The organism is Actinophytocola sp., assembly GCF_035942955.1.
Lineage (GTDB): Bacteria > Actinomycetota > Actinomycetes > Mycobacteriales > Pseudonocardiaceae > DASYTH01.
Genome location: NZ_DASZCQ010000218.1, coordinates 1 through 12709, shown reverse-complemented (window position 1 = coordinate 12709; position 12709 = coordinate 1). Strand labels below are relative to the sequence as shown.

14 protein-coding genes and 1 tRNA gene are annotated in these 12709 nt (G+C 68.4%); 9 read left to right on the top strand and 6 right to left on the bottom strand.

What is annotated here, in order from left to right; translation table 11 throughout:
- Positions 1–227: 227 nt before the first annotated feature.
- Positions 228–551, bottom strand: coding sequence for an FmdB family zinc ribbon protein (locus tag VGX25_RS22475; RefSeq protein ID WP_326919848.1), 324 nt, complete (start codon positions 549–551; stop codon positions 228–230).
- Positions 552–617: 66 nt separating this feature from the next.
- Entirely contained in the window at positions 618–1226 is a 609-nt protein-coding gene (locus tag VGX25_RS22470; protein WP_326919847.1) for a 5-formyltetrahydrofolate cyclo-ligase, read from the bottom strand.
- A gap of 24 nt (positions 1227–1250) precedes the next feature.
- On the opposite strand from VGX25_RS22470, the gene VGX25_RS22465 reads away from it, so the two are divergent.
- The 5 genes from VGX25_RS22465 (at position 1251) to VGX25_RS22445 (ending at position 5013) form a co-directional block, all read left to right on the top strand.
- Positions 1251–2135 carry a UTP--glucose-1-phosphate uridylyltransferase gene (locus VGX25_RS22465; RefSeq protein WP_326919846.1) on the top strand — a complete coding sequence of 295 codons (885 nt, stop codon included), beginning with the start codon at positions 1251–1253 and terminating at the stop codon, positions 2133–2135.
- A 6-nt stretch (positions 2136–2141) separates the two neighbouring features.
- Positions 2142–3365: a gephyrin-like molybdotransferase Glp gene (gene glp, locus VGX25_RS22460; protein WP_326919845.1), complete on the top strand. Its 1224-nt coding sequence runs from the start codon at positions 2142–2144 to the stop codon at positions 3363–3365.
- 11 nt (positions 3366–3376) lie between these two features.
- Positions 3377–4033, top strand: a complete 657-nt coding sequence (locus VGX25_RS22455) for a GNAT family protein (RefSeq protein ID WP_326919844.1) — start codon at positions 3377–3379, stop codon at positions 4031–4033.
- Between the two features lie 107 nt (positions 4034–4140).
- A complete protein-coding gene (gene glpR, locus VGX25_RS22450) occupies positions 4141–4914 on the top strand; it encodes a gephyrin-like molybdotransferase receptor GlpR (RefSeq protein ID WP_326919843.1) in 774 nt (257 codons plus the stop codon).
- 23 nt (positions 4915–4937) lie between these two features.
- Positions 4938–5013 (top strand) — tRNA-Ala (locus VGX25_RS22445).
- A gap of 11 nt (positions 5014–5024) precedes the next feature.
- Here VGX25_RS22445 and VGX25_RS22440 read toward each other — a convergent pair.
- From VGX25_RS22440 to VGX25_RS22430, 3 genes are all read right to left on the bottom strand, one after another.
- The gene (locus tag VGX25_RS22440) at positions 5025–5231 is read right to left on the bottom strand and encodes a hypothetical protein (RefSeq protein ID WP_326919842.1); all 207 of its coding nucleotides are present in this window, start codon (positions 5229–5231) and stop codon (positions 5025–5027) included.
- Positions 5232–5533: 302 nt separating this feature from the next.
- A complete protein-coding gene (locus VGX25_RS22435; protein ID WP_326919841.1) occupies positions 5534–6157 on the bottom strand; it encodes a hypothetical protein in 624 nt (207 codons plus the stop codon).
- 698 nt (positions 6158–6855) lie between these two features.
- Positions 6856–7260 carry a hypothetical protein gene (locus VGX25_RS22430; protein WP_326919840.1) on the bottom strand — a complete coding sequence of 135 codons (405 nt, stop codon included), beginning with the start codon at positions 7258–7260 and terminating at the stop codon, positions 6856–6858.
- Between the two features lie 603 nt (positions 7261–7863).
- On the opposite strand from VGX25_RS22430, the gene VGX25_RS22425 reads away from it, so the two are divergent.
- Complete coding sequence (locus VGX25_RS22425) at positions 7864–8421, top strand: hypothetical protein (protein ID WP_326919839.1); 558 nt, start codon at positions 7864–7866, stop codon at positions 8419–8421.
- Between the two features lie 92 nt (positions 8422–8513).
- Entirely contained in the window at positions 8514–9005 is a 492-nt protein-coding gene (locus tag VGX25_RS22420; protein WP_326919838.1) for a hypothetical protein, read from the top strand.
- A 333-nt stretch (positions 9006–9338) separates the two neighbouring features.
- Here VGX25_RS22420 and VGX25_RS22415 read toward each other — a convergent pair whose 3' ends face one another.
- Positions 9339–9854 carry a Shedu anti-phage system protein SduA domain-containing protein gene (locus VGX25_RS22415; RefSeq protein WP_326919837.1) on the bottom strand — a complete coding sequence of 172 codons (516 nt, stop codon included), beginning with the start codon at positions 9852–9854 and terminating at the stop codon, positions 9339–9341.
- 672 nt (positions 9855–10526) lie between these two features.
- Between VGX25_RS22415 and VGX25_RS22410 the strand changes: the two genes are divergently transcribed.
- Positions 10527–11669, top strand: coding sequence for an NUDIX domain-containing protein (locus tag VGX25_RS22410; protein WP_326919836.1), 1143 nt, complete (start codon positions 10527–10529; stop codon positions 11667–11669).
- A 108-nt stretch (positions 11670–11777) separates the two neighbouring features.
- Positions 11778–12709: sigma-70 family RNA polymerase sigma factor (locus VGX25_RS22405; protein WP_326919835.1), on the top strand; the 932-nt coding region annotated here is incomplete at its 3' end.

Sequence of the window (12709 nt, the reverse complement as noted above, 5' to 3'; positions counted from 1 at the left end):
GGGCGAGCGCGGCGGCGAGCAGCACCAGCGCCGCCGCGGTGAGCCGGCGCAGGGCTAGCGCGCGGGGCCAGCCGCGGTTGCCGAGGAGTTGGCGCAGGCGATCCCGCGGGGCGGGGGAGAGGCGGTCGGAGAGGGCCACGTCGCCGACGCTATCCGGGCGGGGCGGCAGCGGTGGGTGGCGAGCGTGGATCTGTGGACAACCACCTCGGGTGTGGAAAACCGGGCGCTCAGGAGGCCTTGGCGATCGGTTTTGTCGTACCGGTGGAGGACGATGAGGAGTTTGTCGACGGCTTGTCCCCGCTCGACGAGGACTCCTTGGCGCCGCCGCTGCCGCCGTCCGATGACGGGGACGACGCGCTCTTGGCCTCGCTCTTGGCCCGGCTGTCGGTGCGGTAGAAGCCGCTGCCCTTGAACACGACCCCGACGGACCCGTAGAGCTTGCGCAGCCGGCCGGCACACTCCGGGCACTCGGTCAGCGCGGCGTCGGTGAAGGACTGGACCTTCTCGAAGCGGTGGTCACAGGCCGTACAGGCGTACTGATAAGTCGGCACGGTCGGCTCCCTCTCCACGAGTTGGCACTCGAGACCACAGACTGCTAACCATGATGATAGCTCAGGTCAGTCGAACCGAATGAGACCGCGGTTGGGAGTCAGCGCCGCGGTCACCCGCACGTCGTGCGGCTCGCTCGGCAGCTCGGGGAAAACCTCCTGATCACGTACGACGGCCACCATCGGCGTGCCCGGCGCGGCCAGGGGTAAGGACTGGTCGTAGTGCCCGGCGCCCTGGCCGAGCCGAGTCCCCCTGCCATCGACGCCCAAGGCCGGCACCAGCACGACATCAGCGATCCGCAAGGCCATCACGCTCAGCCGCTCGCCGATCGGCTCGCGCAACCCGTACGGGCCCGGCCGCAACGAATCCGGCCCGGCGTACCAGGCCCAGTCGAGCGGCCCCTGCCCGGCCACGACCGGCAACAGCACCCGCACCCCGTAGTCGGCGATGTCGTCGAGCATCTGCGCCGAGCCCGGCTCCGAGCCCACCGGCACGTAGCCGCACAGCGTCTGGCCGGGCCGCACGATCCGGCCGCTGGTCAGCTGCCTTGACAGGGCCAGTGCCTCGGCGAACCGGACACTGGCCGGAACCGCGCGCCGCGCGGCACGCAGCTCCCTTCGCCAACGCGCTTTGGTCCACGCACGGGTCGCTTCGAGATCGCTGCCAAGCCGGGCCACGCAATGAGGTTAGAGTCGCTGTCCATGACCCCTCCGTTCACCACCGCCATCGTGCCGGCCGCCGGCCTCGGCACCCGCTTCCTGCCGACCACCAAGGCGGTGCCCAAGGAACTGTTCCCCGTGGTCGACACGCCGGGGATCGAGTTGGTCGCGGCGGAGGCGGCCGAGGCCGGGGCGACGCGGCTGGTCATCGTGACCTCGCCGGGCAAGGACGCGGTCGTGGAGTACTTCCGCCCGCAGCCCGAGCTGGAGGAGATGCTCCAGCGGCGCGGCAAGTCGGCGCTGGTCGACGCGGTGCGCCGGGCGCAGGGCCTGATCCGGGTCGAGACCGCCGTCCAGGAGCAGGCCCTCGGCCTCGGGCACGCGGTCGGCTGCGCAGAGGGCAACCTGCGCGGCGACGACGAGGCCGTGGCCGTGCTGCTGCCCGACGACCTGGTGCTGCCCACCGGCGTGCTGATCAAGATGGCCCGGGTCCGGGAGGAGCAGGGCGGCACGGTGCTGTGCGCGTTCGACATTCCGCGCGAGCAGATTTCCGCCTACGGCGTGTTCGACGTCGAGGACACCGCCGATCCGGACGTCAAACGCGTGCACGGAATGGTGGAGAAACCATCGCCGGAACGCGCGCCGTCCACCTACGCCGCGGCCGGGAGATATCTGCTCGACCGGGCGATCTTCGACGCGCTGAAGCGAATCACCCCCGGCGCCGGCGGCGAGCTGCAGCTTACCGACGCGGTCGCGCTGTTGATCTCCGAGGGGCACCCGGTGCACGTGGTGGTGCACCGGGGCGGACGCCACGACCTGGGCAATCCTGGCGGTTTCCTGCGTGCCGCCGTGGACTTCGCGCTCCAGCACCCGGAGTATGGGCCCGAATTGCGTGAATGGTTGCGTGATCGCATAGCGGACGGGTAACGAGGGATGAGGTCAGTCGACGAGCAGCTTGGCCGAGCGCTTGCCGCCGCGGTCCGGCCGGCCCCGGTGCGGGTGGCCATCGCGGAGGCGCAGGGCATGCTGTGCGCCGAGGACGTGGTGGCCGAGCGTGCGCTGCCCGGTTTCGACCAGGCCGCGGTGGACGGTTACGCCGTGCGCAGCGTCGACGTCCAGTCGGCCGGCGCCGACCCGGTGCTGCTGCCCGTGGTGGGGGAGATCGCCGCCGGCTCCCGCCAGCCGAGGCGGCTGCAACCCGGGCAGGCGGTGCGGGTGGTGACCGGCGCGCCGCTGCCCACGCTGGCCGACGCGGTGGTCCCGATCGGCTACACCGACGGCCACCCGGCCAGGGTCACCGTGCAGCAGCCGGTGCCCTCCGCCGCGTTCGTCCGGCGCACCGGCGAGGACGTGCAGACCGGGGATGTCGCCGTGCGCCGCGGCTCGCCGATCGGCGCCGCCCAGGTCGGGCTGCTCGCCGCGGTCGGCAAGGCGAAGGTGCTGGTCTACCCGCGGCCCCGGGTGTCGGTGATCTCGGTCGGCGACGAGCTGGTGGACATCGACCGCACGCCCGGCCAGGGCCAGGTCTACGACGTCAACTCCTACGCGCTGGCCGCCGCCGCCCGCGACGCCGGCGCCGAGGTCAACCGGGTCGGCATCGTCCCGGCCGACACCCGCAAGCTGCGTGAGGTCGTGGAGAGCCGGCTGCTGCTGTCGGAGATCGTGGTGATCGCCGGCGGGGTGGGCGGCGAGCTGGCCGAGGAGATCTCCGCCGCCCTGTCCGAGCTCGGCGACGTCGACACCACCAGGGTGGCCATGCACCCCGGCTCCGTGCAGGGCTTCGGCCGGCTCGGACCGGACGCGGTGCCCACGTTCCTGCTGCCGAGCAACCCGATGAGCGCGCTGGTGGTCTTCGAGGTGATGGTCCGGCCGCTGATCCGGGCCGCGCAGGGCAAGCGCAACCCGCACCGGCGGGTGATCACCGCGCGGCTGCTGTCGCCGGTCACCTCCACCAAGGGGCGCCGCGGTTTCCTGCGCGCCCAGCTGCTGCGCGACGAGTCCAACGGGGAGTACCTGGTGCAACCGCTCGGGATGTCCGGGTCCCATCTGCTCGCCTCGCTGGCCGAGGCCAACTGCCTGATCCTGGTGGACGAGGAGACCACCGAGGTGGCCGTCGGCGACGAGGTGCAGGTGAGCTTCCTGGCCCAGCGCGGCTGAACGGTCCGACGATGATCGCACCACCGCCCGGCACCGGCCGGCACCCCGGCTGGCCGGCCCGGCTCGGGCCGCTGCGGGTCGCCGCCGGCATGGTCGAGCTGCGCAAGCCGAAGCTCACCGACGCCACGTCGTGGAGCCGGATCAGGCTCAGCGACCGGCGGCACCTCGAGGCCTGGGAGCCGACCGTGCCGGGCAGCTGGGAGGAGCGCAACGGCACCCTGTCCTGGCCGGCGCAGTGGTCGGCGTTGCGCGCGCTGGCCCGGCGGGGCCTTTCGCTGCCGTTCGTGATCACCGTGGACGGCCGGTTCGCCGGCCAGATCACCGTGGGAAACGTGGTCCGCGGCTCGTTGTGCTCGGCCTGGATCGGCTACTGGGTGGGCAGCTGGGCCACCTCGGGCGGCGTCGCCACGGCATCGGTGGCACTGGTCGTCGACCACTGCTTCACCGTGGCCGGGCTGCACCGGCTGGAGGCCACGGTCCGGCCGGAGAACGCGGCCAGCCTGCGGGTGCTGGAAAAGCTCGGTTTCCGGCAGGAGGGCGTCTTCCGGCGCTATCTGGACGTGGCCGGAGCATGGCGCGATCACCTGTGTTTCGCATTAACCACCGAGGACATTCCGAATGGCCTCGTGTCGAGGCTGCTGGCCTCCGGACGCGCACACGTCGATTAACCGGGTGATCAATACACCGGCGCGCCTCCCTCAACCCTGTGACTCCTGTGACTAACGTGGCACCCGGTAAATAGCGGAGAAGTGTCGGAGGGGGGAGGTAGCGAGGCATGCCCAGCTCGTTGATCATCGTGGCGCTCGTCGTGGCATGGCTCGCCGTCCTCGTCCCGATGATCGTGCGCAAGCGCCAGGAGATCGCCAGGACCGCCGACTCCGCGCTGGCCGCGAGAGTGGTACGCAGCGGGGACACGGAGGAGGCCGAGGAGGCACCGGTGCGCGACGCCGAGGATGTCGACCAGTCCGTCGAACAGGGCGCGGTGGAGCCCGAGGAGGCCGAGCCGTTCCCTGCCGCGCCTCCGCCTCCGCCTGCCGCCGAGCGCCGCTACCGCCCCGGCCGCGGCGGCTTCGACCCGGAGGCAGCCGCCGTCATCGCCCGCGCCAAGTACGCCTTCCGCCAGCGCGTCGTCCTCGCCATGATCGTCGTCGCCGTCGTCACCGGCGTCCTGGCCGGGATGGTCTTTCCCATCCTCTGGCCGCCCCACGGCATGATCGACGCCACCCTCATCGGCTACCTCGTCTACCTGCGCCGCCAGGTCCGCATCGAGCAGGAGATCCGCGAACGCCGCCTGGCCCGCATGCAGCAGGCCCGCCGCCTGCGCGAGCACGCCCGCCCCTACGTCGCGCCGCCCGTCGAGGACACCCTCACCCCCGCCCCGGCCGCCGAGCCACCCCGCCGCACCCTCGTCACCGACACTGCGCTGGCCCACCCCACCCGCCCCGCCCACCCCAACGCCGTCGTGGTCGACCTCGACGACGAAGATCCGGCCTTCGACGAGCTCGACCACCCCGACAACCTCCCCTACCGCCGCGCCTCCGGCGAGTAGCTTGCTATGCTCCCGTAGTCTCCGGGGCTGTAGCGCAGTTGGTAGCGCGCCTCGTTCGCATCGAGGAGGTCAGGGGTTCGATTCCCCTCAGCTCCACCACCGGAGGCTTACTAGAACAACCGACCAAGCCAACGTCGCCTAGTAAGCCATCGAACACGTCGAGTCTCCAGCTTGCCCGGCGCGAGCTGCTGCCACGGCTCCTGCACGGCGTGCAGCCGGGCAAACGGCTCCCTCAGCTCGTGGCCGCTGACCTGGTCGTGGTCGACGTAGATCCGATGGAAGAGCTTGGTTGAGTAGGCGGCGCTGTTCGTCGTCACATCGCTGGTACAGCTCGTGCGGATTCTCCAGCAGGGTGAGGCACAGCTCGATCAGCCGGGCAGCGCGCCCAGATCACCCACTGCCTGCGCGGCGCCCGATCGTTCGACGTCGTGTTGGCCAGGACTCGCCCCTCGGTGACCAGCTCGCACGCGGATGACCGGCTTGTCATGTCCGCGAGGTCTCTCGCCGTCTGGCCGATGTTGCTCGAGTGTTTTCCGGCTCAGCAGCCTTTGATCTGGCTTTGGCCTTGCGGATGCCGTGGTCGAGTCTTTCCAGAGCTGATCGTGGGCAGCTTGGTGTTTTACCAGGGCAGCGATGCCAGATAGGCGAAGATGCCAATCAGAGTTGTGACGAGTATCGTTACGGGGATCCATGGCTTTATCGGCCGCACGCCTGAGTTCTCGGTAGGGCCTGGTGCCGGAGCCGGTATCCTGGCGGCTCGATGATGTTTAATGAGGATGGTGATGATTACGCCGCCGGCGATGCCGACGACGACGCCACCGTAGAATGCTGGCCCGTACTCAACCGCGAATAGTCGCATGGCCTTCGAATAGCCGCCGACAACCAGGCTGGCTGTGGTGCCGGACATGTTGTGGACAGTAGTATCGGGCCCGTTGTGTGATCGTCCCGTGGTGTAAGATCCGGCCGCCACAACGAGGAGCGCCCATCCCGGGTTGTTCCATCTTCCGTAGATCCTCGGAATAGTGACCACGACGATAGCCAGCGTCATGGTAAGAGACAGCAGGAGCGTCTGGCCGTAAAGGGTGGCGAACTCGATATAGCCCTTTGTCCCAGGCTTGTTGATCTGCGGGTTCTGCGCCACCTTTGCCAGTGCATACGCAATGCCACTGCTGACCAAGGCAACCGTGATCAACGAGAGGCCGACCACCCAGTCGATGGACTTCTTCGGACTCTGGTCACCCATGTCACGGCGACCCGATGCAGCTTTCTCCCGATTGTCTGGGCTCGACGGTTGCACCGTGGCCTCCGATTGGCTCGCACGCACGTTCGCTGAACCAGCTCCGTTCATCGGAGTCCCGATCTGGCATCAGCCCTGGCGCACAACCTTCTGCCAGAGTGGAGAACCCGACTACGTCCTAAGTCTGGCTCGACCACCATGTCATTACGCACCCATGCGGGATTCACCCAAACGGCGCAAGAGTTATTGAGGTCCGCACCACGTCGTCCGGGCCCGAGTAGGAATGGCTCACTGACCCGTAGCCGGCTCGCCAGCCATGGCGTCGCCGGTGGATCTGGTCTTGGAGACTCGCTGGTAGCCAGCCTGCCCAAGCACCACGGCCTGGAGCCGGCCAACCTCCTTCACCGAGCCTTGGCCGCGGCCGCCACGGAGGACACGCCGCCGAGGTGTGTCGCACCCAGCCACCGTCCACCGCTCTGCCAGGGTCATCGCCGCGGCTCGCCGTACCGGTGGCCGTCTGAAGCGAGGTGCCGCTAGTCCCAGCTCAGCCTCGCCAGCTCGGCCGGCTGACCGGGAGAAGACCAAGCCATCCGTCCGAGCTCGGCGTGTCACCCAGCACCGCCAACGTTCTTGGTCAGAGCACTGGTCGTGGCCAACCCCTGCCGGCACCGCCCTGCTTTGCTGTGCCGGTCATGCGGATCCGTTCATGGGTGGTAGATCGTCAATGTCGTCGGTCCGGTGAGGCTGGAGATCCCCTCGCCCGCGCATTTCAGGGCATCCGGCGTCGGCAGCGTGGCCACCTGCACCGCGCTGTCCGGAGTGTACCGGCCGCTGGTGATCAGCCCGGCGTTGGTCACCACGACCTGGCCGGCGACGTCGGTGACCGTCCAGTTGTAGGAGAACGTCGTGGGCTGCGCCAACGGATTGCCCCACACGAACGTCCGGGTCGCCGCCCCCGCGCTCAGCAACGTCGCACAGGACACGGTGTCGGTGAACGTCTGCACGTAGGACGCGTTGAACGCCACCGCGTCCGTACAGGTGGGAAACACGCCGGTCAGTGTGGCGTCCACGGTGCGCGTCTCATTGGTGATCGGCGGGTCGTACGTCACCGCCCACGTTCCCACACACGTCTGATCCACCGTGACCGCACTCGCCGACCCCGCGGTTGCCAGCGCCGAACCCGCGACCAGCACCGCCACCAACACAACAGACAACGCCCGCAACACCATGCCCCTTCAGATAGCACTCTCCACTCGAGCCGGCTACCGCCATTCCGGTCATTTCCACATGCATGACCATCGCACCGGCACAGACAGGGAACGCCAGAGTTTGTGATCACGGGTGTAGTCTCTGATCACGCCATGGGCAGTGCGGTGCTTGACCGAAGGTAGTGGCCTGCGATGAGGGTCACTACACCTTGATCATCGCCCAACCCCCGAACATGCAGGCCGCCATAGTAGACCCGGCACTGCAGGGGCCTACGCGACAGCACAGGCGGCAGAGCGCTGCCCAAGAACAAGCCGGGCCAGCGCGTACAGGGCAGCACCGACGGGTCGCACCACGGCTGGATTTTCCCGCTACCGTCAGAAGCCGGGATAATTGTCTATTAGATATGTGCGTTCCGCATGGATTCCGGCAAGGCGATGAGCAGTCCGTGCCCGCCGAGGTACAGTACGAGACCCCTGTCTCGACCGGATCGGAAGGACTCTGAGGTGAGGGTGGACTATTGGCACATCCTGGCCACTTGTGCGCGCAGGCTCGTCGCCTGTGGAGTCACGGCCGTCGTCATCGCCTGCGGCCTCACGTTTGCGCCCCCGGCGACCAGCGCCAGCACCGAGCTGCTGTCCTGCGGCGGCACCGGCTCCAACACCTTCCAGCCCGGCGTCAACAACACCCCGCGAACGGTCACCGTCCATTCCGAAGCCCACTACCAACCTTGCACCGGAACCTCGGGCATTACCTCCGGACACTACGAGCTCACCGCCGCCGGCACCGTCTCCTGCCTCGGCGGCGCCTTCACCATCACCTTCACGATCACCTGGAACACCGGCCAAACCAGCACCATCACCGCGATCGGCGTCCTGGTCCTGCGCCCCGCCAACGAGACTGTCGTCCTTTACCATGGCACCGTCACCGCTGGCACCTTCGCCGGTGCCACCGTCCTGCAAACCGCCGCCGTCCTCAACGCCACCCCAGAGCAATGCTTCACTGAGGAGGGCGTCACCGGTACGAGCGGCGTGGCCGCCATTGCCATCACTCAATCAAGCTGACTATTCCACGGCATTGTTTGGGTGAATCGGAAGGAAGGCTGATGGCCCTACGATCTCTCGGCCTGCGACGTCCACGGACCGCCGTAACCGCGGTGTTGCTGGCAGTGCTATCCATGCTGCTGGCCGCTCCGGCTGCGCACGCCACGTCCGCGACCCTCGTGCACTGCGAGGGCAGTTTCACCGTGACCTACGATCCGCCGCTGACCAACACGCCCAGGCTCACCGACGTCACCTTCCACAACGATCTGGACTCCTGCCTGACCGGCGGCGTTACCAGCGGAGATGCCTCGGGCGAGTTCAGCGCCATCCGGAGTTGCACCACGCTCGACCTGCCCCCGCACCCCGCCACGACAACCTTTTCCTGGAACACCGGAGCGTCCAGCACCATCGCCTTCTCACTCAGCACGGTGGACAGACTGGTCAACGGCACCACGGTGGTGACTTCCTACGGCACGGTCAGCCAAGGGTTCGACCAAGGCGCCCAAGCCATCCACACCGCGGTCCAGCCTCAACTCAACCCCATCGCCTGCGCCAGCTCCGGAGTCGCGCAGCTGACCGGACCAGATGTGCTCCAACTCATCTGACCTGCTAGCCGCGTCGTCGCTCGGCCGAACACCACACCATCTGCGACGCTGCGCGGAGTTTCATCAGGATGCCTGGTCTTGAGGTGGGCGTTTGCGCGTTCGCCTGGTCCGCGGAGACGGGGTTGGCACGGTTGGCGGCTTCTGGGACTCGGGCTTGTTTCTGCCCTTGTGCGAGGTGATCACATATTCGCCGGTATCGTCGTCCCAGCCGGCCGAGGTATTCACCCACTGGCGGTGGCTGCAGCCCGCGGCACGGTCTTTCGCTGATGCGTGTCCGTACCGCCCACGTCCGCGACGTCCTTCCCCCGGATAACCTCGTGTTAATGCAGGTCACTAGAACGGATTGCGCGGTAAGTCGTTGGCGGCTTGGGCGACCGCGCGGTGGACGTCAGGCCCGACCGCGCAGTGGGAGCGTGGTTTCTCGACCAGGTTTGGTACCGCCGCCCGTTTCAACTCGATGACGTGCAACGAGCCGTCGCCGCGCAGGAGCGGTATGTCGATCTCGTCGAGTGTGGCGAGACGCCGCCGGGCTAGTCCTTTGACATAGCGGCCGCCGAAGATCCAGGTCTGCTGCTTGAGCGCCGTGTGGAGGTCGCTTTCAGTGCTGGCGATCTCCTCGGCGATCTCCCGGGAGACGGCCGGTGGACCCGCCGGGGCATTGAGGACGAGTTGGACCCGGCGGAACCAGGTTAGGTGATCACCTGTGTGCCGGGGCAGCCTGACGCCACCCAGCCGGCTTTGGCCGATCGTCCACCGCTCCATTTCCATGGTGACCCGGTGGAGCCAGCATCGGGCACCCTGCGCGGTGGCGTCCGGCCGGTCCTTGACGAACTCGGTGAGCGACTCCACGCAGCGACGCAGGCCGGTTCGAGCATTGAGCGCATGAAGATGTCGGTGGACTCTCTCATGCCGGCCATGTACCACGTCTCGAGGAGGGTCAGGGGGATCTCACCCGCGGCGTACTCGGCGAGCCGGTCACTCACGTGCGCCTCGTTGAGGCGTCCGGCGGCCTGCGAACCGTCGCGCAGGTGGGTGGCGAGTTGCCTTCCTCGCTGGTAGCGGTGACTGCCTGAACCCGATCCGGCCGTGACGAACTCGATCGCCGTGTCGATGTGGCGATGGACCTCAGCCGCGGTTGTCATCTCGCGTTTCTTCGAGCAGCTGCACGGGGATGAAGCCGGACCGGTAACCCATCGATCAAGCGTGGCACATGGGTTAGCGTGGGGGCGTGAATGTGGGCATCGGGTCCGAGTTGCGCCGGCTGCTGTCCGAGATGAGCGGTCGTCGCATCGGGGACCGCGACTATGTGCCTATTTCGTCAATGAGTACGGTGAGCGGCTGATCTTCGTGCGGGAGCCGGGGAAGCGCCATGCGTCTCCTGCATTCCGACCTGGACTGGGAGTCGAAGTCTATCGAGGGACCTCCGACGAGTGGCGCGAGGCCTGCCTGGGCGCGAGCGGGCGGTGGTGAGGCGCGGTTGCGGGGTCGTAACGTTGGGGGAGTGGGGGAGATGTTGAGATTGTGAAGGAAGTTGGGTTTCTGGTTGCGGGGGTGGTGCTCGGGGGGTTTGTGAGCCTGGTCTTGACCGTGCGGTTCGAGGATCGGTGGAAGGCGAGGCTGCGGCGGCGGGGGAATGCGCGGTTGGCGGGCGCGGTTCGGCGTATGCGGGCCGAGGCGGATGGGCCGGTGCACGTTGCGGGATTTGCCACGAGCGTTTATTTGGTTGAGGGGGATGGCGAGCTCGTGCTGGAGCCGGAGGATATCCGTATTCGGCTGCGGGGCGGGCGGGCGGAGTTGCCGGGCGATGTGGTGAGCTTGCGGGATCGGGTGGTCAAGGAGTTGCGAGCGGCGCGGCGGGCGAGTGTGGGGGTGGCGCCGAGCTGGGACAGCCGGTCGCTGGTGGCGCTGCGTGGGTATCGGATTGCGCGCGCGGGGGTGCGGGAGGATGCCAGGATCACGCTTGATGTGACGCGGGTCGATTATGCGACCTTCGCGGCGACGGTGTTGCGGCTTGATGCGGAGTTCGAGTGGAACGGCGTGCCGACCACGTTGCGGCGGGCGTACCTGCAGGCGCCGACGTTGGAGCGGCGGGCGGTGGCGCAGCCGGTGCCGTTTCTGGCCAACGGGGTGGGGATCGCGCTCGTCGCGTTCACCGACGATGATCGGCTGCTGCTGGCGCGGCGGCGGGTGAACACGAGTGCGCGGGGCGGGGAGCGTGATGTGGGGGTGGTTGAGGGGATGCACGCGGATTTGGATCTGGCGGCGCGGGGCGGCGGGCTGAATCCGTACGAGACCGCGGTGCGTGGTTGTCGCGAGGAGTTGGGCGTCAATGTGGAGCCCGCCGATGTGCGGCTGCTCGGATTTGCCGTGGATATGGCCTACTACCAGTGGAATTTTGTGGGATTCGTCGAGCTTCGGAAGACTTCGGACGAGGTGCTCGAGGCCCAGCGACTGCATGCCAAGGATCGGTGGGAGGCGAAGCTCGAGCCGGTGGCGATTGATCCGGAGGTGGTCTTCACCAGGATCCGGCACGACGGGATGTGGGATATGGGGTTGGTGGCGACCTATCTCGCTTTGTGCACCAGATGCGGAGTGGGCGCGGTTGCGCGGGCGGCTGAGCGGGTTCTCGGCAGCCGGCCGGCGCGGCCACCGTGGCGGCGTTGACTGTGGCGGGTGCTGGGCCCACAACTTTTGGGTGCAGTGGTCGTTGAAACCTCTATCAAGGGCATGATGCACGTGCAGGTGCATGGGCGGCTTGGGGAGGTTGATGCGGTGGCCGAGGCCGCGGTGGAGTGGCGGAATGACCTTGCCAGCGATGCGGTGTTGATCAGCGCGGTGAGGGATGGGGACGTCGCGGCCTACGGGGTGCTGTACGAGCGGCACGTGGCGGCCGCGCGGCGGGCGGCGTCGGGGTTGGTCGCCACCAGAGTGGAGCGCGAGGACCTGGTGGCCGAGGCGTTCACCAGGGTGTTGCGGGTGCTGCGGCAGGGGCATGGACCGGTCGACGGGTTCCGGCCGTACCTGCTGACCACGATGCGCAACGCGGTGATCACCTCGGCGCGGCGGGGGCCGGCGGTGTCGCTGTTCGCCGACGTGCCGGATCCGCGGTCGCCCGGCGGGCGCGAGGATCCGATGAGCAGCCGGGTGCATTCGGTGGTGGTGGCCGACGCGTTCGCCAGCTTGCCGGAGCGCTGGCGGGTGGTGTTGTGGCACACCGAGATCGAGGGGGAGACGCCGGCGCGGATCGCGGCCCGGCTCGGGATGACGGCCAACGGCGTGGCGGCGCTGGCGTACCGGGCCCGGGAGGGGTTGCGGCAGGCGTACCTGCAGCAGCATCTGCCCGAGCTGGACCGCGAGGACTGCCGGGCCATCGCCGACCAGCTGGCCGGGTGGATCAGGCGCGGGTTCCCGGCGCGGAAGATGCGGCGGATCAACGACCACCTCGACCGCTGTGACCGCTGCCGGGAGTTGGCCGACGGGCTGGGAGAGCTCAACGGCGAGCTGCGCGGCGTGCTCGCGCCGATCCTGCTCGGCGCCCCGTTCGCCCTGGCCTACCTGTCCGCGCCGGCCAGCTCCGGCACGGCGCTGGCCACCTCCGCCGGCGCCGGCGTCTCGACGGTCTCCTGGCTCACCGCGGTGAAAACCGTCGTCGCGGGCGCCGCGATCGTCACCACGGCGGCGGTCGGCTCGGTGGCCTCCGATCC